The sequence below is a fragment of the Aeromonas eucrenophila genome (assembly GCF_000819865.1).
Classification (GTDB): Bacteria; Pseudomonadota; Gammaproteobacteria; order Enterobacterales; family Aeromonadaceae; genus Aeromonas; species Aeromonas eucrenophila.
On the sequence record NZ_CDDF01000016.1, the window covers coordinates 42,064 to 64,924 of the forward strand.

Here is a 22,861-nt window from a genome sequence, read left to right on the forward strand (position 1 = left end):
CTAAATTGGGACACCCACCATTTCGAGCGCCGCGTAGCGAGCCCACTTAGCCACTGCCGGGCACGGTTTTGGTTCCCCCTCTGATTCGCCGAAACAAGGCGACGAAGCTCTGTCGCGAGACATGGATTTTAAGCGAGCGGAGGCAGGGGGGACCTTTCTTTTGGTGATGCAATGCACTGCGCTTATTTTTCACCCTACATATCAAAATCGCTCGACGGAGAAATAGCAACGACAAGAGAATGGCTGAAATCAATAAACAGGGGGCAAACCCCCCCTCAGATATCAATGCTCAGTGCGGGCAATCAACCTCAGTCGATCAAGCCCCGTTGGCGTAAAGCGGTTAGCAACTCATCCACCAAAGCATCTACCGACTTGCCGGCGTTAAGCAGATGGATTTCAGGAGACTCCGGCGCCTCATAGGCGGAGTCGATGCCGGTGAAGTTACGGATCTCACCCGCCCTCGCCTTCTTGTAGAGCCCCTTGGGGTCACGCTCCTCGCACACGGCGAGCGGCGCATCCACAAACACCTCGATAAACTCGTCCGCCCCCAAGAGACTTCTCACCAGATCCCGCTCGGCGCGAAACGGCGAGATAAAGGCGGTGAGGACGATAAGGCCCGCATCCACCATTAATTTTGCCACTTCACCTACCCGACGGATATTCTCCTGCCTGGAGGCATCGTCGAAGCCGAGATCACCACAGAGGCCGTGGCGCACGTTATCTCCATCCAGCAGATAGGTGTGCTTGCCTTCGGCCGCCAGCGCCTGCTCCAGCGCCCCCGCCAGGGTGGACTTGCCCGCCCCGGACAAGCCGGTAAACCAGAGCACCAGCGGTTTCTGTTCCTTCAACTGTGATCGGCTCTGCTTGCTGACGGCATGCTGATGCCACACGACGTTATTCATCCAGATTCCTTCTCTACGGCTCTTGCCCTCTCCCGAGGGAGAGGGCACCAGGCTCTATTGCTTGCCGCTGTCGTTGCCGACTGCCAGCGCCTGCCAGTGGGGGAAGTGCTTGCGCACCAGGGCGTTGAGCTCGATCTCGAACTCGCTGTACTGCCCCTTAGCCACCTTGGCCGCCAGCCCTTCCACTATCATGCCGGCGCCGACGGTGACGTTGGAGAGCCGATCGATCAGGATGAAGCTGCCGGTATCGCGGATCTCCTGGTAGGGATCGAACGCCACAGGATCGGTCAGGCTCAGCTCGCACAGGCCTATCTCGTTGAGCTTGAGCTCGGAGGCTGCCAACTCGTTCAGCTTGTTGATCTCGATGCGGTGGCGAATGGCCTCCACCTGACCACGGGTCTTCTTGGTGGCCAGCTTGATGTCGTAGACCCGGCCCGGCTGCAGGGACTCCTCCCCCATCCAGACGATGTGGGCTAGCACGTTCTGGGTCACCTTGGGCTGGCGAGCGGCGTCCACCAGCAGATCCCCCCGGCTGATGTCGATCTCGTCCGCGAAGGTCACTGTGATGGCTTGACCCGGCAGGGCGTACTCCAGATCCCCGTCGAAGGTGACGATGCGGGTCACCTTGCTCTGCTTGCCGGAGGGCAGCACCGCCAGGGTGTCACCTACCCTCAGCACGCCGGAGGCCAGAGTGCCCGCGAAGCCGCGAAAGTCCAGGTTCGGGCGGCTGACATACTGTACCGGCAGGCGCACCGGATGGCGTTCCAGCTCGCGCTCCACCTCAGCGGTTTCCAGCAGGGAGAGCAGAGTCTCCCCCTGATACCAGGCCAGCTTGTCGCTTTGGTTGACCACGTTGTCCCCATCCAGCGCCGAGACAGGCACGATCTGGATGTTATCGACGCTGAGCTTCTTGGCAAATTCCCGATACTCGGCGCTGATGCGATCGAACACCTGCTGGCTGAACTCCACCAGATCCATCTTGTTGACCGCCACCACGAACTGCTTGATGCCAAGCAAGCTGGCGATAAAGCTGTGGCGACGGGTCTGATCCAGCACCCCCTTGCGGGCATCGATGAGGATGATGGCGAGATCGCAGGTGGAGGCGCCGGTGGCCATGTTGCGGGTGTACTGCTCGTGGCCCGGGGTGTCCGAGATGATGAACTTGCGCTTCGCGGTCGAGAAATAGCGGTAGGCCACGTCTATGGTGATGCCCTGCTCGCGCTCGGCCTGCAGGCCGTCCACCAGCAGCGCCAAGTCGAGCTTCTCGCCCGTGGTGCCGAGCTTCTGGCTGTCGGACTCCAGCGCCTTGAGCTGATCTTCATAGATCTGCTGGGAGTCGTGCAACAATCGGCCAATGAGAGTGCTCTTGCCGTCATCCACGCTGCCGCAGGTGAGAAAACGCAGCAGGCTCTTGTGCTGCTGGGCGTGCAGGTAGGCTTCGATGCCCTGCTCTGTGATGGCGGTCTGAATGTGGTTGTTCATGTGTCGATTCCTTAGAAATATCCCTGACGCTTCTTCTGCTCCATGGAGCCCGCCTGATCGTGGTCGATGAGCCGTCCCTGCCGCTCGCTCGAGGTGGTCAGCAGCATCTCCTCGATGATCTCCGGCAAGGTGGTGGCATCGGACTCGATGGCGCCGGTCAGCGGGTAGCAGCCGAGGGTGCGGAAGCGCACCAGCTCCTGCTTCACCTCATCTTCCGGGCCTATTGGCATGCGCTCGTCATCCACCATGATCTTGATGCCGCTGCGTTCCACCACGGGGCGCACGGCGGCAAAGTAGAGCGGCACTATGTCGATGTTTTCCAGGTAGATGTATTGCCAGATGTCGAGCTCGGTCCAGTTGGAGAGCGGGAACACCCGGATGCTCTCCCCCTTGTTGACCTGGCTGTTGTAGACGCGCCACAGCTCGGGCCGCTGGTTCTTGGGATCCCAGCGGTGGGACTTGTCACGGAAGGAGTAGACCCGCTCCTTGGCCCGGGACTTCTCCTCGTCCCGGCGCGCGCCACCGAAGGCGGCATCGAAGCCGTACTTGTTGAGCGCCTGCTTGAGCCCCTCAGTCTTCATGATGTCGGTGTGCTTGCCGCTGCCGTGCACGAAGGGGTTGATGTCCATCGCCAGCCCGTCCGGGTTCTTGTGGACGATGAGATCCAGCCCGTACTTGGCGGCGGTCTCGTCCCGGAACTTGATCATCTCCTTGAACTTCCAGTTGGTGTCCACGTGCAGCAGCGGGAAGGGGATCTTGCCCGGATAGAAGGCCTTGCGGGCCAGGTGCAGCATGACGGAGGAGTCCTTGCCGATGGAGTACATCATCACCGGGTTTTCAAATTCGGCGGCCACCTCGCGAATGATGTGGATGCTCTCGGCTTCCAGTTGTTGCAGGTGAGTTAGTCTTTCACGATCCATGTCTGGGTCCTCAGTCATTACCAGCACGCCTTGGCGTGCCTTGGGTTCAGTGCGGCGCCGCGTTGGCAGCGCCGGAAAATCGATTCGTCTTTAACGGCAGATGGCTCAGGCCAGGCTGACCAGCTTCAGATCCGTGCTGCTCGCATCGGCAGCCTGCGCGCGCCCTTGCTCGCCAAACCAGGCCAGCTGCTGGCGCAGGGCCACTACCTCGCCGATGACGATAAGCGAGGGGCTCGCCGCCTGAGCGGCCAGTGTGGCCAGCTCGGCGAGCGTGCCGGTCAACACGCGCTGACTGGCCTGGGTGCCTCTCTCTATGATGGCGATGGGGGTAGTTCGGCTTCGGCCATGGTCGACCAGCTGCTGCTGAATGTGTTCGGAGCGCATCAGCCCCATGTAGATCACCAGGGTCTGGTTGGTGACGGCGAGCTGCTGCCAGTCCGGCTCCTTGCCATCCCCCTGGCAATGGCCGGTGATGAAGACGGCGCTCTGGGCATGATCACGGTGGGTGAGCGGAATGCCCGCATAGGCGGTGGCCCCGGCGGCGGCCGTGATGCCGGGCACCACGGAGAAGGGAATACCCTCGGCGGCCAGTACTTCCAGCTCCTCGCCACCGCGACCGAACATGAAGGGATCGCCGCCCTTGAGGCGCACCACCCGGTTGCCCGCCCTGGCGTATTCCACCAGCAGGCGGTTGGTCTCCTCCTGGGGCACGCTGTGGGCACCGGCCTTCTTGCCGACCGACACCAGGGTGGCATCACGGCGCACCAGCTCCAGGATCTCGGGGGAAACCAGCTGATCGTAAAGCACCACTTCCGCCTGCTGGATCTGTTGCAGCGCCTTGAGGGTCAGCAGGCCCGGATCGCCGGGACCGGCTCCCACCAGCACCACTTCGCCGACCTCGCTCTGGGCCTTGTCCAGCCCCTCATTGAGCCATCGCTCGGCCCCCTGCCAATCCTGCTTCTCGACCAAGCTGCCGAGGGTGTTGGAGGCGAAGGCTCGCTCCCAGAAGCGGCGACGATCGGAGATAGACACCAGCACCTGCTTGGCCTTGCCGCGCACCCGACCGGAGAGCTCCGCCAGCCCGCCGAGATGGCGGGGCAACAGGCTCTCCAGCCGCTCGCGCAACAGCCGCACCAGCACAGGCGCCTTGCCGCCGCTGGAGACGGCGACCATGATGGGACTGCGATCGATGATCGAAGGGAAGATAAAGCTGGAACGCTGGGGGTCATCCACCACATTGACGAACAGGCCGAGTGCATCGGCGCTCTGGTAGACCAGGGCATTGACCTCGAGGCTGTCGGTGGCGGCCACCACCAGCTGTTGGCCGGCCAGGTGCTGCGGGGTGAAGTGCTCCGCCAGATGGGTGAAACGGTCGCCGAATTCATGAAACGCCGGATCGAGCTCGGGGGAAACCAGGGTCAGCTTGGCACCCGCCGCCAGCAGCAGGCGCGCCTTGCGCAGGGCAATCTCACCGCCCCCCACCAGCAATACCGGGCGCCCTTCCAACTTGGCAAACATAGGTAAATAATCCATCAGGGCCCGCTCCTCGGCATACGACGACATCTGGGGCGACTATAGGCAGGCTGCTTATTCCTTCAAAATAATAAAAAATGCTCTTTAATGCGTTTTGGTAATTAGTAAAGCCCCAAGCTGGCAAAGGCGAGTGAATGTCCTTGTGGTGCCGGGCACCAGACTCTAGGCTAGTGAAAGTGTTTCATAAGGAGCTAAATAATGAATGAGTCATTGATTGTATTGGGGATCTTCGTATTCCTGGTGCTCGCCACCCTGAGCGCCGGCATCAAGATAGTGCCCCAGGGCTATAACTGGACCGTGGAGCGCTTCGGCCGCTACACCCGCACCCTGACACCCGGCCTCAACCTGCTCATTCCCTATGTGGACCGCGTGGGCCACAAGATCATCATGATGGAGCAGGTGCTCGACATCCCCGCCCAGGAGGTGATCTCCCGTGACAACGCCAACGTCACCATAGACGCCATCAGCTTCGTGCAGGTGGTGGATGCCCGCAAGGGCGCCTATGAGGTCAACGATCTCACCAGCGCCATCCGCAATCTCACCATGACCAATATGCGGACAGTGCTCGGGGCCATGGAGCTGGACGAGATGCTCTCCCAGCGCGACACCATCAACGAGAAGCTGCTGCGCACCATGGATGCCGCCACCGCCCCCTGGGGCATCAAGGTCACCCGGATCGAGATCAAGGATGTGCGCCCGCCGCTGGCGCTGGTGGAAGCCATGAATGCTCAGATGAAGGCCGAGCGGCAGAAACGGGCCGAGGTGCTGGAGGCCGAAGGGGTGCGTCAGTCCAAGATCCTCAAGGCCGAGGGGGAGAAGCAATCCCAGATCCTCAAAGCCGAGGGTGAACGCCAGGCCGCCTTCCTCGCCGCCGAGGCGCGGGAACGGGCCGCCGAAGCCGAAGCCAAGGCGACTCACATGGTCTCAAGAGCCATCGCGGAGGGAGATATGCAGGCCATCAACTACTTCGTGGCCCAGAAGTACACCGAGGCCCTTGCCCGCATCGGGGAAGGCCCGAACAGCAAGATCATCATGATGCCGCTGGAGGCGGGCAGCCTGATAGGCTCGGTCGCCGGCATGGCCGAGCTGTTCAACAAAGATGGCAAGGCCAACAAATCATGACAGCCCTGTTCGAGGGACTGACCCACTGGCACTGGCTGGGGCTGGGCTTCGCCTTGCTGGCCATCGAGGTGCTGGGCTCGGTGGGCTTCTTGCTCTGGACCGGCATAGCCGCACTGGAGGTCGGGCTGCTGCTATTGCTGTTGCCCTTCGGCTGGCAGGCGCAGCTGCTGCTGTTCGCGGTGCAGTCCCTGCTCACCACCTGGGCCTGGTGGCGCTGGCAGCACAGGCGCGATCGCTCGAGCCAGGATGCGGCCAGCACCATCAACGAGCGGATGCACAGCTATCTGGGGCGGGAGCTGACCCTGCTGGATGACGTGACCCAGGGCACCAGCCGGGTGCACCTGGACGACACCGTCTGGACGGTGCGCTGCGAGGTCGCCCTGCCGGCGGGCAGCCGGGTCAAAGTGGTGGGGGCTGACTCCCACATCCTGCTGGTGGAGCTGCTGACCTGAGCGCGGCGCCAGCCCCCCAACCTCGTGAGAAACCCATAAAAAAACGGGCCCGGCGCGCAAGCGCCGGGCCCGTTTTCAGATGAGGTGCAGGCTTAGTTGGCCTTGGCATCGCTCACTGCAGCTTCCGCCTTGGTGGCTACGTCAGCAGCAGCCTTCTCGACGGTAGCAGAGGCTTCGGAAGCAGCCTTCTCTACGGTAGAGGCAGCTTCGCTAACAGTTGCAGCAACTTCGGCGGCCGGAGTAGCGGCCGGAGCGGCGGCTTCTTCTTTCTGACCACAGGCGGTCAACATCAGACCCAGGATACCGGCTACCAGTACTTTGTTCATGTGCATACCCTCAAAAAAAGATGGAGAGATAGTCTCGACGACCATCACTGTGCGTCTTCACCCCCGGTAAGCAAAGCCATACACCGGGAGCCAGGAGGCGCGCGAAATATAGCGCCATACGCCGCCAATGAAAACGCATATCACAATGATATTTTCTCGTGGGCTGGATGAAAAGAACTACTGCAACGACAAATATTAATACAATCCACTATTAAAAATCGCAAATTGCATAATAAAACACCGTTAACGTGGCCATTACCAGCCACTCATTGTCGTTTCACCCAAGCGGGTCCGGCCCCGAAAATCGACCTCAGTAAGACAGCTTCTGACAGCTCAACCGTTTGCCCTGGCTGTCGCTCTCCCTGGCCAGATCCAGCAGCGCCATCACCGCCAGCGCCTCCTGCGCCGGCACCGGATTGGCGGCCTCTCCCCTGATGGCGGCGCAGACCCCGCGGTAATAGGCACCGTAGTCACCGGCCTCGCCGTTCACCGGCTGGGATTGAGACTGCCCGTCCACCACACGGCTGAGCTGGCCCGGCTCGGGATCCCGACCCCAGTCGGCGGCGGGCGGACGCAAGCCGAGCTTGAGCTGCTCTTCCTGCACATCCATGCCGAACTTGATGAAGGAGCCTGTGCTGCCGTGGATCACGAAACGCGGCATGGTGGCGGACACCAGGCAGCTGCCGTGCAATATCACCCTGAGCTGACCATAGCCCAGCACCACGTGGAAGTAGTCATCGCTCAGGGCGCCGGGACGCTGCTGGGCGAGATCGGCCTGGATCCAGTCGGGCTGACCGAACAGCTGCAGGGACTGGTCGAGGATGTGAGGGCCGAGATCGAACCACAGACCCGAGCCCGGGCCACCGGCCTCCCGCCAGCGCTGACGCACCTCGGGACGGTAGCGGTCGAAGTGCGACTCGAACTGGGCGACTTGCCCCAGGGCCCCCTCGGCCAGCAGGCGGCGCACGGTGAGAAAGTCCCCGTCCCAGCGCCGGTTGTGGAAGATGCTGAGCACTCTGTCTTGCTTCTGCGCCAGCTCCACCAGCGCCTCGGCCTCGGCCAGGTCCAGCGCGAACGGCTTGTCGATCACCACGTGCTTGCCGGCCAGCAGCGCCTGACGGGCGATGGGGGCATGGGTATCGTTTGGCGTGGCGATCACCACCAGATCCACGCTCGCATCGGCCAGCACCTGCTCCAGCGAGCCGACCTGGCAGCCGGGCAGTTCGGCCTGCACCTTGGTGGCATCCCGGCTCACCACCCAACCGAGGGAGAGACCCGGGGTGCTGGTCAGGAAGGGGGCATGAAAGGTCTGGCCTGCGAAGCCATAGCCCACCAGGGCGGCATTGATTGTGTGACTCATCCGGTTGTCTCCACGGGCATCTGTGTCATGAGTATCAGGCGAGTTGCCTGCAAAAGAAAAGGGGGCCTAAGCCCCCGCTTGCGCTCATCAGAGCACAGGATTTATTGCCAACACAAGCCGCGTTATCCATCAGCCCTGAGGAAATGGGCGGCCCGCGCCATCAAGGCTGCAGGCAGAGGCGACGGCCCTGGCGGGTCATCAGCAGCAACAGCGGCGGCAACAGCAGCCACATGTGCAGCGCCAGCTGGCTGAGGGGATCCGGCATCAGCGCGCCGGTGATCCCCACCAGGGCGCCGGAGCCGCTCATCTGGAACAAGCCGAGCAGGGCCGCCGCGGTGCCGGCACAGTGGCCGAAGGGTGCCAGCGCCATGCCGGCTGCGGCCCCCAGGATCATGGCAAAGCCGATGCTGGAGAGGAACACGGGGCCCATCATGGCGAGCGGGTGTGCGAGGTGCATGGTCAGGGTCAGTACCACGGCCGAGACCAGCAACACCAGCAGGCCGATGCGCAGGGTGCGTCTCGGGCCCACTCTGGCGATGAAGCGCGGCGCCAGGAAGCAGGCCAGGATGTTCAGCGCCGCGTTGGCGGTAAACCAGTAGCTGAAGCCGTTCATGTCCAGACCCAGCTTCACCATCAGCTGCACGGGTGCGGCGGTGACATAGGCCAGGATCACCGCCATCGCCAGCATGCAGAGGCTGGCGTTGAACAGGAAGCTTGGGCTGCGCAGCACCGGGCTGTAGCGGGACCAGCTGATCAACTGGCCGTGGCTGTTGGTCTCCTCCGGACGGGTCTCCGGCATGCGCCACAGCAGCCAGCTGCCGACGATGACCGCATAACCAGCCATAAACCAGAAGTTCGCCGACCAGCCCGCCTTGGCGGTGAGCCAGCCACCGAGCAGCGGTGCCAGCGCGGGAATGAAGCAGATGGCGCCATTGAGGTAGGAGATCATCTGACCGCTCTTCTTGGGGCCATAGCTGTCACGCACCACCGAGAAGGCGGCGACCGAGGTGGCGCAGGCGCCGAAGCCTTGCAGCACCCGCGCCAGCATCAGCTCACCCAGGCTGGCGGCAAAACCCGCGGCCAGGGCGCTCAGGCCATAGAGCAAGACGCCGCCCAGGGCGATGGGCTTGCGACCGTAGCGATCGGCGAGCGGCCCCACCAGCAGCTGGCCCAGCCCCATGCTGAACAGGAACCAGGTGATGGTGCCCTGCATCAGGGTCACCTCGGCGCCGAGCTGCTCGGCCATCTGCGGGATGGCGGGCAGGTAGATGTCGATGGCCAGCGGACTGAACAGCACCAGGAGTACAAGCAGAAGAATCAATGGCATCAGTCACCTCAAGCCGTGGGGAATTTCGATTGGGGCGCGAGTCTACTGACTCAGAGTAATGAATTGAAATGGTATTTAATCACTTCGGTTATTCCATTATGGAAAGATGTATTTTACTTGCTCCTCAGCGACCCGTGATCCGGGCCCAGGGCGGCCCCGCCAAGGGGTAATTGGGCTTTGACTAAATGCCTGCCCCGCATAGAATGCGCAGATAATTTTTGCGGAGATGCGTGATGAGCAAGCTTGTACTGGCAACAGGTAACCAGAAAAAGGTGAAGGAATTGGCCGCCATGCTGGCCGATATGAAGATCCAGGTGATCCCGCAGAGCGAGTTCGCTGTCTCCGATGCCGAGGAGACCGGCACCACCTTCGTCGAGAATGCCATCATCAAGGCCCGCCACGCCGCCCGCATCACCGGCCTGCCTGCCGTCGCCGACGACTCCGGTCTGGAAGTGGACCTGCTGCACGGTCGCCCCGGCGTCTACTCCGCTCGCTTCGCCGGTGTTGGCGCCAGCGACAAGGATAACATCGACAAGCTGCTGGAAGAGCTCAAGGGTGCGCCAGACTACCTCAAGAGCGCCCGCTTCTGGTGTGTGCTGGTCTACATGCGCCACGCCGACGATCCCACGCCGATCATCTGCCAGGCGAGCTGGGAGGGAACCATCCTCGATGAACCCCGCGGCCAGCACGGCTTTGGCTATGATCCCGTGTTCTTCGTGCCGGATCACGACTGCACCTCAGCCCAGATGCCGGCGGAGCTGAAGAACCAGCTCAGCCACCGTGGTCAGGCGCTGGCCAAGCTCAAGGCCGCCCTGGCGGCGGCGCACTGAGACCCGACCGGGCTCAGGATACGCCGGCGCGCATTTCATCTACAATGGGGGCCGTCGGCCCCCGTTTTGCTCGCTGCATCGCCGAGCTGCAAACACACATTGTCATCTGCAACGGGGGTCAGTTCCATCGGCCCCCGTTCTGATTTTTGATTACTGGAAACCCCATGCTGCAACTGCCGCCCCTCTCCCTCTATATTCATGTGCCCTGGTGCGTCCAGAAGTGCCCCTACTGCGACTTCAACTCCCACGCCCAGAAGGGGGAGCTGCCGCACCTCGAGTATGTGGCGGCCCTGCTGGAGGATCTGGATCAGGATCTGCACTGGGCCCAGGGGCGTCCGCTCTCCTCCATCTTTATCGGTGGCGGCACCCCGAGCCTGCTGAGCGTCGAGGCCATGCAGATGCTGCTGGACGGGGTTCGCGCCCGCATCGCGCTGACCCCGGATTGCGAGATCACCATGGAGGCGAACCCGGGCACGGTAGAGGCGGACAAATTCGCCGGCTTCCAGCGGGCTGGCATCAACCGCATCTCCATCGGGGTGCAGAGCTTCCAGCAGGAGAAGCTGACCCGGCTCGGCCGCATCCACGGCCCCGAGGAGGCGCGCAAGGCCGCCGAGTTGGCTCACGCCATAGCGCTTCCCACCTTCAACCTGGATCTGATGCACGGCCTGCCGGATCAGAGCCTGGAGGATGCGCTCTATGATCTGCAGCAAGCCATCGACTGCGCGCCGCCGCACCTGTCCTGGTATCAGCTCACCATAGAGCCAAACACGGCCTTCGCCTCCAAGCCCCCCAAGCTGCCGGAAGATGACACCCTGTGGGACATCTACGAGCAGGGCCACGCCATGCTCACCGCCCAGGGTTACCACCAGTACGAGATCTCGGCCTACGCCAAGGCGGGCTATCAGTGCCGCCACAACCTCAACTACTGGCGCTTCGGCGACTATCTGGGGATCGGTTGCGGTGCCCACGGCAAGATGACGGATCTGGCCGGTCAGCGGATCCTGCGCAGCGCCAAGGTGAAGCACCCGAAAGGCTATCTGGATCCCGCCCGCCCCTACCTGGACAATCAGTGGACGGTGACCGAGGACGATCTGCCGCTGGAGTACTTCATGAACCGGTTCCGGCTGTTCGAACCGGCCCCCAAGGCGGAGTTCGAGGCTTATACCGGTCTGGCGCTGGAGCGGGTGGAGACCATGCTGGCGATTGCCCAGACCAAGGAGCTGATCGAGGATCTCGGCGACAGCTGGCAGTTGACCTCCCTCGGCCATCGCTATCTGAACGTCCTGCTGGAACTCTTTATGGACGAGTGAGGAGCCGTACCTGGCTTCTTTCCCATAAACAATCAGGGCGCCATTGGCGCCCTGATTGTTTTGAATCCTGCCGACGGCAGAAACCCGCTCAGCAGCAGACGCTCATCATCTGCTGTTGGCCGGGCTCCCACCGCTGGCCATGCTTGGCCTTGCGCTGATAGCTGCCCTTGCCCTTCTTGCTCGGCTCGACCCGAGCCTGGAACAGCGGCGAGGTCACCAGTGCCTTGAGGTGATTGTCCTGAATGATGCCACGCTGATGATCGTGGGCCTGGTCGATCACATCGACCCGCTTCTTCTTGGCCATATTGGCTCCTGTCATTGTCGTTGGATCTGGCTGAAAAAACGCCAGGGGACATAAAAACGCGCCGATTGTGCGCCTGCCGCGGCCATCTCGCAAGGGCTCAGGGGGCGGGACTGTAGATCACCCGCACCAGGCCGCTAGGCAATACTGTGCTGGAGACCGGACTGAGCCGCCCGGGCAGGGCCCCCGCGAACAGGGGAACACCGCGCCCCAGGGTGACCGGCACCCAGAACAGGGTCAACTCATCCACCAGCCCGGCCTGCAGACCCTGGCGCACCAGCTCGCCGCCATCCAGATAGAGGTGCCGAACCCCCTCCTGCCATAGTTCCCCCAGCACCTGCCCAAGCTCCCCCTGTCGGAAGGAGAGGTTCGCACCAGGCTCGGCGGGCCTGTGGGTCAGCACCACCACAGGTTTGTCGCCGTAGGGCCAGTCGGGGAAGGCACGCACGACATCGAAGGTGTTGCGCCCCATCAGCAGCACATCCGCGCTCGCCATCAGGGCGCTGTAGCCCGTCTCTTGCGGTGAGTCACCGGAGAAGGGGGCCAGCCAGTCCAGATCGCCCCCCTCCCCCGCGATAAAGCCGTCGAGGGAGAGTGCTAGGAAGGCGGAAACGCTGGGGCGGGGCTGGGTGCCAATGGATTCAGTGCTCATGATCGTGATGCTCATGTTGGGCCGGCGCGCCGGACTCCAGGGTCTCGAGGATGGCGCAGTGCTCGGCCGAGCGCGGGCCACCGCAGCAGATGTTGGAGAGCTCGCGCAGGTTCTCGCGAAAACGGGTCAGCTCGATGATCTTCTGCTCCACCTGCGCCAGCTTGGCATCGGCCACCGCCTTCACCTCCTGGCAGGTGACGCTGGCCTTGTTGGTGTCCAGATCCAGCAGCTCGCCTATGTCGGCGAGGGAGAAGCCCACCGACTTGGCGCGGATGATAAATTCAAGCCGTCGCCTGTCCTGCTCGCCATAGACGCGGTAGCCGGAGTCGTTGCGCAGACCCGGTGAGAGCAACCCGTTCTTCTCGTAAAAGCGCAGGGTATCCGCTTTGACTCCGCATGCCTTGGCCAGTTCTCCGATCCGATACATGTCCGCTCTCCCGCCGGCGTTGGTACTCAATATAAACCGGCTACCACTATCACTCCTTTGCTCGTCGATTGCCAGCCAAAGGCAGGAAAGCAGTAGATAACGAGGTCCCGCCCGGTCATTTCCAATCAAAACACTGAAAAGACAAACGTTTCGCCAAATACAGCCAGAAAACGTTTAACACCGCACCGCAAAAGGCTTCGTCGTGTTAAAAAATCCACCACGGCTCACATTTTCTGTGTAGAATACGCGCCCACAAGAGAGCGTCGCGTCAAGCGGGTATTTCCTAAAATACTCTTGCCCAGTGCCGGTGAGAGTGCTTTGCGAAATCCCCCACTTCCATTTATTTGGGGACTCTCTGTGTTGAGCCTCGCCTCCCATGGAACGGTCCCCGTTATGCTGAGGACGATAGTGTGATGGAACAAGCTCGACCCATTCGCCGTGCGCTGCTGAGTGTGTCTGACAAGACCGGCATCCTGGAATTTGCCGAGGCTCTCGTTGAGCGTGGCGTTGCCCTGCTCTCCACCGGTGGCACCGCCAAGCTGCTTGCCGAGGCGGGTCTGCCGGTGACCGAGGTCTCCGACTACACCGGATTCCCCGAGATGATGGACGGCCGGGTCAAGACCCTGCATCCCAAGGTGCACGGTGGCATTCTCGGCCGCCGCGATCGGGATGACGCCATCATGGCCCAGCACGCTATCTCCCCCATCGACATGGTTGTCGTCAACCTCTATCCCTTCGCCGCCACCGTCGCCAAGCCAGGCTGTACCCTGGAAGACGCGGTCGAGAACATCGACATCGGTGGCCCGACCATGGTGCGCTCTGCCGCCAAGAACCACAAAGACGTGACCATCGTCGTCAAGGCCGCCGACTACGGCCGGGTGATCGCCGAGATGGACGGCAACGGCAACAGTCTGCGCCTGGCGACCCGCTTCGATCTCGCCATCGCGGCCTTCGAGCACACCGCCGCCTACGACGGCATGATCGCCAACTACTTCGGTACCCTGGTACCGAGCTACGGCGACAACAAGGAGGGCGACGCCGAGTCCCGCTTCCCGCGCACCTTCAACAGCCAGTTCGTCAAGAAGCAGGACATGCGCTACGGCGAGAACAGCCATCAGGCCGCCGCCTTCTATGCCGAGGAGCAGGCCGCTCCGGGTTCGGTGGCGAGCGCCATCCAGCTGCAGGGCAAGGCCCTCTCCTACAACAACATCGCCGACACCGATGCGGCGCTGGAATGCGTGAAGGAGTTCAGCGAGCCGGCCTGCGTCATCGTCAAACACGCCAACCCCTGCGGCGTGGCCATAGGTGACGACCTGCTCAGCGCCTACGAGCGCGCCTGGCAGACCGACCCCACCTCCGCCTTCGGCGGCATCATCGCCTTCAACCGTGAACTGGACGGCGCCACCGCCGCCGCCATCGTCGAGCGCCAGTTTGTGGAGGTGATCATCGCCCCCAGCGTCAGCGAAGAGGCTCGCGCCGCCGTGGCGGCCAAGCAGAACGTACGCCTGCTGGAATGCGGCCAGTGGACCGCGCCGGCGCAAGGCTTTGATCTCAAGCGCGTCAACGGCGGCCTGCTGGTGCAGGAGCGCGATCTGGGCATGGTCACGCTCGGGGATCTGAAGGTCGTCAGCAAGCGCCAGCCCACCGAAGCTGAGCTCAAAGATCTGCTGTTCTGCTGGAAAGTCGCCAAGTTCGTCAAATCCAACGCCATCGTCTACGCCAAAGACGGCCAGACCATAGGCGTCGGCGCCGGCCAGATGAGCCGGGTCTACTCTGCCAAGATCGCCGGCATCAAGGCTGAGGATGAAGGGCTGACAGTGGCGGGCTCCGTCATGGCTTCCGACGCCTTCTTCCCGTTCCGCGACGGCATCGATGCCGCCGCCGCCGCCGGTATCGCCTGCGTCATCCAGCCGGGTGGCTCGATGCGGGATCAGGAGGTGATCGACGCCGCCGACGAGCACGGCATGTGCATGCTGTTCACCAACATGCGCCACTTCCGCCACTGATGAGACGGGCCGCCACAAGCGGCCCTCTTTCCAACGAACTATTTCAACTGACTGGTTTGCACCTGCAAATGCAGTGGGTTATCACGAATAGAAGCGAGCGAGACGATGAAAGTACTGATCATTGGTAATGGTGGCCGTGAACATGCTCTGGCCTGGAAGGCAAAACAATCCCCCATGGTGACCCGGGTGTTCGTCGCCCCCGGCAATGCCGGCACGGCCCACGAAGGCAGCATAGAGAACGTCGCCATCGAGCCCACCGACATTCCGGCCCTGCTGGCCTTTGCCAAACAGCAGCAGATCGGCCTCACCATAGTCGGCCCCGAGGCCCCGCTGGTGAAAGGGGTGGTGGATGCCTTCCGCGCCGAAGGGCTCGCCATCTTCGGCCCGACCGCCAATGCCGCCCAACTGGAAGGCTCCAAGGCCTTCGCCAAGGACTTCCTGGCCCGTCACGCCATCCCGACCGCCGAGTACCAGAACTTCACCGAGGTGGAGCCAGCACTGGCCTACCTGCGCGAGAAGGGCGCTCCCATCGTCATCAAGGCTGACGGCCTGGCCGCCGGCAAGGGCGTCATCGTCGCCATGACCCCCCAGGAGGCCGAAGAGGCCGTGATCGACATGCTGTCCGGCAATGCGTTCGGCGATGCCGGCGCCCGGGTGGTGATCGAGGAGTTCCTGGACGGGGAAGAGGCGAGCTTCATCGTCATGGTAGACGGCGAGCATGTGCTGCCCATGGCCACCAGCCAGGATCACAAGCGGGTCGGCGACGGGGACACCGGCCTCAACACCGGCGGCATGGGGGCTTACTCCCCGGCCCCGGTGGTGACCGATGCGGTGCACCAAAAGGTGATGGAACAGGTGATCATGCCGACGGTGCGCGGCATGGCGGCCGAGGGCAATGTCTACACCGGTTTCCTCTACGCCGGCCTGATGATCGACGGCCAGGGCAACCCCAAGGTAATCGAGTTCAACTGCCGCTTCGGCGACCCCGAGACCCAGCCCATCATGCTGCGCATGCGCTCCGATCTGGTGGAGCTGTGCCTGGCCGCCTGTGCCGGCAAGCTGGATCAGGTCGAAGCCATTTATGATCCCCGCGTCGCCATCGGCGTGGTGCTGGCCGCCGGCGGCTACCCCGGTGACTATGTCCAGGGCAAGCCCATCAGCGGCCTGCCGGTGGAAGAGGCGAGCGGCGAGAAGGTGTTCCATGCCGGATCCCGTCTCGAAGGGGATACCGTCGTCACCGCCGGTGGTCGCGTGCTGTGCGCCACCGCCCTGGGCCACACGGTCGCCGAGGCGCAGCGACGCGCCTACCTGCTGGCGGACCGCATCCAGTGGGACGGCGTCTTCTACCGCCGCGACATCGGCTGGCGCGCCATCCTGCGTGAGCAGGCCCAATAACCGGGCACTCGTCTCAAGCTGAACATCAGGGCCTGCGGGCCCTTTTTGCTGCCCCCAGCGAGGCTGCCATAGCCCCTTCAAGGGCCCGGATCACGGCCGTTCCCCCCTGTGCCGCCCCGTTGTTGCATGGTTGCATGTCGCCGACGATCGCCGCCGGGTCTGACCGTCTTCCCCTGTTTTTGCGCTGCGCGGCTACATGCCATCAGCACAATGCACACATTTCGTCACAATTGGTCGCACTTTATCCATACAATTGCCTCGCTTTCGTGGCATCATGCTGCATGATACCGCACTCAAATGAGTGCCATAAGAAACTGCAATGTCGTGACCTCATAAGGAAATCCCATGTTGAAAACTGTGCGCCCCCTGCTGTTGCCCCTGATGTTCGGCCTGATGGCCCTGCCTGCCATGGCCGGCGATCTGGAGCAGCCGATGAAGAATATCGGCTTCAACTACAAGCAGGCCGTCAAGGCTGACGATGCCGCCACCATGGAGAAACACATCAAGGAGATGAAGGCCCAGCTCGACATCGCCAAAGAGAAGAACATGCCGACCGCCAAGAAAGAGAAGTTCCTGGAAGGCATGAACGAGGTGCAGACCGAGCTGGATGCCAGCCTGGCGGCGCTGCAGGCCGGTGATCAGGAGAAGGCCCGCGCTCACCTGGCCAAGATCAACGACCTGAAGAAGGAGTACCACACCTATGCCAAGCAGAAGGGCTAATCCCTTTCGCTGGGATGCGCTGGTCCGCCTCACCCACTGGGGGGTGGCGGCCGCCTGTGTCGCCAACCTCTGGTTCAACGAAGCCGGGGAGACCTGGCACGAACGGCTCGGCTATCTGGCCATCATTCTGATCAGTGTCCGGCTGGGCTGGGGCCTCTCCTTTGCGCGGGGTCATGCCCGTCTGAGTGCCCTCATCCCGAACCGGGCCGAGTTCCACCAGCAGGCGGCGGCGCTGCGCGAGCGCACCCCTCCCGCCCCCGGCCATCACGGCAGCGGCAAGCTGGCGGTCTGGGCACTCTGGCTGATCATCCTGGCCACCGCCGGCAGCGGCTGGTTCCAGAACACCGAGATGGGCTTCGAGCTCGGCGCCGATGACTGGCACGAGTGGTGTACCTGGGCGCTGCAGGCCATGATAGCCCTGCACCTGTGCGCCATCGTCTATACCTCCTGGCGCCAGCGCAACAACCTGGTCGCGCGCATGCTGCCGACGCGCCGCCGCGCAACCCCGGCCCGGCAAGAAACTCATTCCTGAGCCAGACGGGCACCCACTCCGGGTGCTCGTTCCATTATCCCGCCAGCCTGATGCCATCTTGCATGGTCAGGCATGGCGTCCTCCCTCCCCCTCTGAATATGCCCCAGGCTTTCGCAAGCCAACCCTTTACCGAGATGGCACAAATGTCCGATCAGGGTCTCAATACAGCCTTTCGATAAGCCTCATATGAAAGCATTTTCATTCACAGTTCTTAACTAAATCCCGCTGTTCGATTTTCAACCATTTCGATTTCATGAATGCTACTGACCGAACGAGGTTGTTCGTCGTCCGTTCGAGACTCAGGCAGTGATAACCAATAACAAAGTCGAAGGGAAAATCGTCATGCACAACACACTGTTTCGAACCGCCCTGCTCGCCGCGGCGCTTGGCTCATTCAGCCACAGCGCCAGCGCCGAAGGGGTCATGGTCCACCTGTTCCAATGGAAGTTCAACGACATCGCCAACGAGTGCGAGACCGTGCTCGGGCCCAAGGGGTTCGGGGGCGTCCAGATCACGCCACCGGCCGAGCACAAGCAGGGCAGCGAGTACTGGTGGACCGTCTACCAGCCCGTCAGCTTCAAGAACTTCAACAGCTTCGGCGGTAGCGAGGCGGAGCTCAAGAGCATGATCGCCCGCTGCAACGCCGCCGGGGTCAAGATCTATGCCGATGCCGTCTTCAACCAGCTCGCCTCCGGCACAGGTACCGCCACCGGCGGCGGCAACTACAACTCGGGTCAGTTCCAATATCCCCAGTTCGGCTACAACGACTTCCACCACAGCGGTGACATCACCAACTACGGCGACAGCAACAACGTCTGGAACGGCGCCCTCTACGGCATGCCGGATCTGAACACCGGCTCCGTCTACGTGCAGGATCAGATAGCCACCTACATGAAGACCCTGCTCGGCTGGGGGGTTGCCGGTTTTCGAGTCGATGCGGCCAAACACATGGCCCCGAGCGAGGTGAAGGCAATCCTCGACAAGGCGGGCAGCCCCAAGGCCTACCTAGAGGTGATAGGCGCCGGCGGTGAGTCCGCCGAGATCCAGCCCAACCGTTACACCTATATCGACAGGGTCACCGACTTCAAATACGGCACCAGTCTGGCCGCCAACTTCAACGGCCAGATCAAGAACCTCAAGACCCTGGGCGAGAGCTGGGGCCTGCTCCCCTCCGACAAGTCCTTCATCTTCGTGGTCAACCACGACCGCGAACGCGGCCACGGTGGCGGCGGCATGCTCACCTTCATGAACGGCGCCCGCTATGAGCTGGCCAACGTCTTCATGATGGCCTGGCCCTATGGCTGGAAGCAGGTGATGTCGGGCTATCGCTTCGCCGACATGGGCAAATACGAGACCGACAAGGGGGCGCCCGGCAGCACGCCTTGCTCCGACAGCCAGTGGAACTGCGAGCAGCGCCGCCCGGCCATCATGAACATGGCCCTGTTCAACAACCGCACCGAGGGCACGGCGGTCAGCAACTGGTGGGATAACGGCAACAACCAGATCGCCTTTAGCCGGGGTGACAAGGGCTTCGTCGCCATCAACAACGAGAGCGGCAACCTGGTGGCCTCGGTGCAGACCAGCCTGCCGGCCGGCGAGTATTGCAACATCCTGAGTGGCAACGACTACTGCAGCGGCGCCTACATCACAGTCGACGGCAGCGGCAAGGCCAACCTGAACCTCGCCGGCATGAAGGCCGCCGCCATCCTGGCCGGCTGCACCAAGGCCAGCCCCTGTGGCGGGACCACCCTGCCTGGCAACAAGTTCAGCAGCATGAACCTGCGCGGCACCCACAATGCCTGGGGCAATACCCCCATGACAGTCGATACCAACCGCGTCTGGTCCGCCACCGTCAACCTGACCGGCGCCGGTGATGCCACCGGAGCCCAGCGCGTCAAATTCGACGTCTTCGGCAACTGGACCGAAAACTACGGCGACAACGAGGGGGATGGTATCGCCGACAAGAGCAGCACCAAGGACATCTTCATCAGCGGCGCCGGCCAGTATCGCATCTCCCTCAAGGAGAGCGATCTCAGCTACCAGATCTCCCCGCTGAACGACAACCAGGCCCCTGTCGCCGTCCTCTCTCCCAAGACCATCAGCGTCAAGCTGGGTGAGAGCGTGGTGTTCGACGCCTCCGCCTCCAGCGACGATGCCGGTGTGCTGAGCTACACTTGGTCCACCGGTGGCAGCGCCAAGACAGAGACTGTGCTGTTCGATGCCCTGGGGACCCGCACCATCACGGTCACCGTCACCGACGCCGAGGGGCTGACCGCCAGTGCCAGCGCCACGGTAACCGTCACCGACAGCAACGGCGCCTACAACAGCGTGCTGCCGACCCTGAGCTTCCGTGGCACTCCCAACGGCTGGGGAACGCTTGCCATGACGCTGGTCGCCGACAACCAGTGGGAAGCGCTGGTCAGCTTCGACGGCCAGACCAATCAGCGCTTCAAGTTCGACGTCAAGGGAGACTGGACCCAGAACTACGGTGACAACAACAAGGACGGCATCGCCAATCTCGCTGGCAATGACATCACCACCACGGTCATTGGTCAGTACAGAGTGCGCTTCAACGACCAGACCCTGGCCTACAGCCTGACCCCGGTCAGCGTCGGCTATGCGAAGACCTTCCCCAGCCTGAACATCCGTGGCACCCCCAACAACTGGGGCTCCACCCCCATGACCCTAGTGGGGGATCATCTGTGGCAGGGGAGCCTGGCCTTCACCGGCAGCGGTGATGCCAACGGGGCTCAGCGCTTCAAGTTCGACGTCAAGGGAGACTGGACCCAGAACTACGGCGACACCAACAAGGACGGCGTGGCCGAATCGGCAGGGGCTGACATCACCACCACCCTGGTCGGCACCTATGTGGTGCGCTTCAACGACCAGACCCTGGCCTACAGCCTGAGCGCCCAATAAGCCGCGGGCGACGAAGCCTCCGATGGCGAGCGGAATCCATGCTGCTCGCCATCGGAAACTGGCCTGATCCGTCATGATGAAACCCTGTCACCGGGCCTTGGGCCCGGTGACACTTATCTACTTACCTTCCGATTCAGATCCCAACAGCCCAACCGAATACTCCTCTGCCTCCTCATACACAGGCCACTTCGCTTGCCCCATTTCCCGCCCGCCGACTCGCAGGCATACTGGGTCGACATCCCCATGCAGGAGCGCATATGAAACAGCTGGAAGCCCTCAAGGCCGAGGGAAGGATTGAAGAGGCCCGCCAACACGGCCTGCTGCAGCTCGTGGAGCACCCGCAGCACGCAGAGCTGCACTACGAGGTGGCCGGTCTGCACGATAATCTGGGTCGCGAGACTCAGGCCATTCCCCTCTATCAGAAGGCCATCGCTCTGGGATTGAGTGAAGCCTCGCTGCGTGGTGCCTGGCTGGGCCTTGGCAGCTCCTATCGCAGCACAGGGCAGTATGCCGAGGCACTGGCCGCCTTCGAGCAGGGGCAGGCCCACTTCCCCGAGGCCAACGAGTTCAGGGTGTTTGGTGCCATGGCCCGCTACAACCTGGGACAGCACAAGGAGGGAATGGAGACGCTGCTGGGGGTACTGGCGGAGACCACGGCGGATCCCGCCCTCGTCACCTACAGGCGCGCCATGGCGCTCTACGCCGAGGATCTGGACAGGCGCTGGTGAGACGCCAGAAACGACAAAGCCGCTCATGATGAGCGGCTTTGTCTGGATTTGGTGGCCCCTGCCCGACTTGAACGTGCGACCAATCGATTATGAGTCGACTGCTCTAACCAACTGAGCTAAGGGGCCAGATTGTGCATTTAGCGGCGAGGATTTTTAATTACCTATATAACAATCACTTACAAGCATGACGTGTATCATTATGTCTCAGATAGTAACAGGTAGCTTCATTCCAAGTACACTTGCAAGTACACTTCGAAAATATTGAAGTGCACTTAGCGAGGTTTGCCATCCAATGCCATTGACTCACAGTGAAGTAAACGCGCTACCCGCGAAAAAGAACCCGTATTTTCAGACTGACGACAATCGCACCCGAGGAGAAGGGAGGTTAGGTGTACAGGTATTCCCTAGTGGCACAAAGACCCTGACGTTTCGCTACAGGCGCGATGGGAAGTGGGCATTTATACCGCTTGGCAGCTTCCCAAACCTCACCCTTGCCGATGCCCGCGAGAAGGCCAAGGCGTTTGGTCAGATGATCCGCGATGGCCTAGACCCCAAAGACGAGCTGGCCCGTCAAGCAAAGGAGCGGGAGCAAGAAAAGCGGGAGCATGAGCAGCAAGGAACCATTGAGCAGCTATTCAAAAGCTACACCGAGCAGATGAATAAGGATGGCAAGCGCACCTATGAGGCCGTATTGGTGGCCTTGGAGAAAGAGACCTACCCAGTAATCAAACCCACGACCAAAGCTAAGGACGTGACCGCACACGATATCAAAATCATTCTGGCACACATGATCCACCGTGGTGCTGCTACCCAATCCAATCGAGTCAGAAGCTATCTAATGGCCGCATTCAATTACGGGCTAAAGCATGACAACGACCCCGCCAACTTCATAGACGATGCCAAATTTGGTTTGGTGCTTAATCCGGTGGCTGCCATACCCAAGCAAAAGGCCGCCGAACGCGTTGGGGAGCGTTTCCTAACGTGGGCAGAGGCTCGCCAGTTGCTCGATGATATGGAGCAACCCACTAGCTTAGGCTTGACCCTGCGCAGCCTGATCCGACTCTGTTTCTTCACGGGCGGCCAACGTCCCTATGAACTTGCCGCCTCACGCTGGGCAAGTATCGACTGGCAAGCCAAGACCCTGACCATTACCGCCGAGCTTTCCAAGAATGGCCGCCCCCACCTGATCCCCCTTACTGATAGTGCCTTACGAGTACTGAGAGAGCAGCAAGAGGAAACGGCGGGTAACCCCTTTATCTTTGCTCACGCCACCAAGCCAAACGAGCCAATGCCGATGGCCTCACTTAGCCAAGCGATTGACCGTTACCGTAAACGCACCGAGATAGCGCACTTTATCCCCCGCGATTTTCGCCGCACCTGTAAGACCCTGATGGGTGAGCTTGGCATAGCTAAAGATCTGCGCGACCGCCTACAGAATCACGCCCTGAATGACGTATCCAGTAAACACTATGACCGATATGAGTACCTACCAGAGAAGCGCCGAGCCTTGGAGCTATGGGAGCGGCGGTTATTGGATCTGGCAGCGGATACCGTGGTTTCCGTTAACTTTGGGGGACGTGAGTTATCTTCCTGACGCCAAAGGCGCTACCATGCTGG

The 22,861-nt window shown here is 61.9% G+C and carries 21 protein-coding genes and 1 tRNA gene; 11 read left to right on the forward strand and 11 right to left on the reverse strand.

Features of this window, described 5'->3' with window-relative positions; all coding sequences use genetic code 11:
* Positions 1–308 precede the first annotated feature (308 nt).
* The 4 genes from cysC to cysG all read right to left on the reverse strand — a co-directional run bounded on the left by cysC (position 309) and on the right by cysG (position 4,837).
* A complete protein-coding gene (gene cysC / locus BN1124_RS16175) occupies positions 309–902 on the reverse strand; it encodes an adenylyl-sulfate kinase (RefSeq protein ID WP_042643570.1) in 594 nt (197 codons plus the stop codon).
* A 54-nt stretch (positions 903–956) separates the two neighbouring features.
* Positions 957–2,384, reverse strand: a complete 1,428-nt coding sequence (gene cysN, locus BN1124_RS16180) for a sulfate adenylyltransferase subunit CysN (protein WP_042643572.1) — start codon at positions 2,382–2,384, stop codon at positions 957–959.
* An 11-nt stretch (positions 2,385–2,395) separates the two neighbouring features.
* Positions 2,396–3,304: a sulfate adenylyltransferase subunit CysD gene (gene cysD, locus BN1124_RS16185; RefSeq protein ID WP_033128808.1), complete on the reverse strand. Its 909-nt coding sequence runs from the start codon at positions 3,302–3,304 to the stop codon at positions 2,396–2,398.
* 105 nt (positions 3,305–3,409) lie between these two features.
* A complete protein-coding gene (gene cysG / locus BN1124_RS16190; RefSeq protein WP_042643839.1) occupies positions 3,410–4,837 on the reverse strand; it encodes a siroheme synthase CysG in 1,428 nt (475 codons plus the stop codon).
* Positions 4,838–5,035: 198 nt separating this feature from the next.
* Between cysG and BN1124_RS16195 the strand changes: the two genes are divergently transcribed.
* The gene (locus tag BN1124_RS16195) at positions 5,036–5,959 is read left to right on the forward strand and encodes an SPFH domain-containing protein (RefSeq protein WP_042643574.1); all 924 of its coding nucleotides are present in this window, start codon (positions 5,036–5,038) and stop codon (positions 5,957–5,959) included.
* A complete protein-coding gene (locus BN1124_RS16200) occupies positions 5,956–6,411 on the forward strand; it encodes an NfeD family protein (protein ID WP_042643575.1) in 456 nt (151 codons plus the stop codon). The genes BN1124_RS16195 and BN1124_RS16200 overlap by 4 nt, the downstream gene beginning before the upstream one ends.
* Before the next feature lie 92 nt (positions 6,412–6,503).
* Here BN1124_RS16200 and BN1124_RS16205 read toward each other — a convergent pair whose 3' ends face one another.
* The 3 genes from BN1124_RS16205 to BN1124_RS16215 all read right to left on the reverse strand — a co-directional run bounded on the left by BN1124_RS16205 (position 6,504) and on the right by BN1124_RS16215 (position 9,424).
* Complete coding sequence (locus tag BN1124_RS16205) at positions 6,504–6,737, reverse strand: hypothetical protein (RefSeq protein ID WP_033128959.1); 234 nt, start codon at positions 6,735–6,737, stop codon at positions 6,504–6,506.
* Positions 6,738–7,047: 310 nt separating this feature from the next.
* A complete protein-coding gene (locus BN1124_RS16210) occupies positions 7,048–8,097 on the reverse strand; it encodes an oxidoreductase (RefSeq protein ID WP_042643576.1) in 1,050 nt (349 codons plus the stop codon).
* Between the two features lie 160 nt (positions 8,098–8,257).
* Positions 8,258–9,424, reverse strand: a complete 1,167-nt coding sequence (locus BN1124_RS16215; RefSeq protein WP_042643578.1) for a multidrug effflux MFS transporter — start codon at positions 9,422–9,424, stop codon at positions 8,258–8,260.
* 233 nt (positions 9,425–9,657) lie between these two features.
* Between BN1124_RS16215 and BN1124_RS16220 the strand changes: the two genes are divergently transcribed.
* On the forward strand, positions 9,658–10,254 hold the full coding sequence (locus BN1124_RS16220) for an XTP/dITP diphosphatase (protein ID WP_042643580.1): 597 nt from the start codon (positions 9,658–9,660) through the stop codon (positions 10,252–10,254).
* Positions 10,255–10,418: 164 nt separating this feature from the next.
* On the forward strand, positions 10,419–11,564 hold the full coding sequence (gene hemW, locus BN1124_RS16225; RefSeq protein WP_042643582.1) for a radical SAM family heme chaperone HemW: 1,146 nt from the start codon (positions 10,419–10,421) through the stop codon (positions 11,562–11,564).
* A gap of 88 nt (positions 11,565–11,652) precedes the next feature.
* Here the strand turns inward: hemW and BN1124_RS16230 are convergent, their stop codons facing one another.
* The 3 genes from BN1124_RS16230 to zntR form a co-directional block, all read right to left on the reverse strand.
* Positions 11,653–11,868, reverse strand: a complete 216-nt coding sequence (locus BN1124_RS16230) for an alternative ribosome-rescue factor A (RefSeq protein ID WP_042643584.1) — start codon at positions 11,866–11,868, stop codon at positions 11,653–11,655.
* Between the two features lie 97 nt (positions 11,869–11,965).
* Positions 11,966–12,517 carry a dihydrofolate reductase family protein gene (locus BN1124_RS16235; protein ID WP_042643586.1) on the reverse strand — a complete coding sequence of 184 codons (552 nt, stop codon included), beginning with the start codon at positions 12,515–12,517 and terminating at the stop codon, positions 11,966–11,968.
* A complete protein-coding gene (gene zntR, locus BN1124_RS16240; RefSeq protein ID WP_033128817.1) occupies positions 12,507–12,944 on the reverse strand; it encodes a Zn(2+)-responsive transcriptional regulator in 438 nt (145 codons plus the stop codon). The genes BN1124_RS16235 and zntR overlap by 11 nt, the downstream gene beginning before the upstream one ends.
* Before the next feature lie 413 nt (positions 12,945–13,357).
* Between zntR and purH the strand changes: the two genes are divergently transcribed.
* The 6 genes from purH (at position 13,358) to BN1124_RS16270 (ending at position 21,244) form a co-directional block, all read left to right on the forward strand.
* Entirely contained in the window at positions 13,358–14,950 is a 1,593-nt protein-coding gene (gene purH, locus BN1124_RS16245) for a bifunctional phosphoribosylaminoimidazolecarboxamide formyltransferase/IMP cyclohydrolase (RefSeq protein WP_042643588.1), read from the forward strand.
* Between the two features lie 105 nt (positions 14,951–15,055).
* Entirely contained in the window at positions 15,056–16,345 is a 1,290-nt protein-coding gene (purD, locus tag BN1124_RS16250) for a phosphoribosylamine--glycine ligase (protein ID WP_042643590.1), read from the forward strand.
* 345 nt (positions 16,346–16,690) lie between these two features.
* Positions 16,691–17,065 (forward strand): cytochrome b562, encoded by a 375-nt coding sequence (locus BN1124_RS16255; protein ID WP_042643592.1) that lies wholly within the window; start codon positions 16,691–16,693, stop codon positions 17,063–17,065.
* Positions 17,046–17,597, forward strand: coding sequence for a cytochrome b/b6 domain-containing protein (locus tag BN1124_RS16260; RefSeq protein ID WP_042643593.1), 552 nt, complete (start codon positions 17,046–17,048; stop codon positions 17,595–17,597). The genes BN1124_RS16255 and BN1124_RS16260 overlap by 20 nt, the downstream gene beginning before the upstream one ends.
* Positions 17,598–17,939: 342 nt before the next feature.
* A complete protein-coding gene (locus BN1124_RS16265; RefSeq protein WP_042643594.1) occupies positions 17,940–20,516 on the forward strand; it encodes an alpha amylase C-terminal domain-containing protein in 2,577 nt (858 codons plus the stop codon).
* 257 nt (positions 20,517–20,773) lie between these two features.
* Positions 20,774–21,244: a tetratricopeptide repeat protein gene (locus tag BN1124_RS16270; protein WP_042643596.1), complete on the forward strand. Its 471-nt coding sequence runs from the start codon at positions 20,774–20,776 to the stop codon at positions 21,242–21,244.
* A gap of 49 nt (positions 21,245–21,293) precedes the next feature.
* On the opposite strand, the gene BN1124_RS16275 is transcribed toward BN1124_RS16270, so the two are convergent.
* Positions 21,294–21,370 (reverse strand) — tRNA-Ile (locus BN1124_RS16275).
* Between the two features lie 166 nt (positions 21,371–21,536).
* Here BN1124_RS16275 and BN1124_RS16280 point away from each other — a divergent pair.
* Complete coding sequence (locus BN1124_RS16280) at positions 21,537–22,838, forward strand: tyrosine-type recombinase/integrase (protein ID WP_042643598.1); 1,302 nt, start codon at positions 21,537–21,539, stop codon at positions 22,836–22,838.
* Positions 22,839–22,861: the final 23 nt, after the last annotated feature.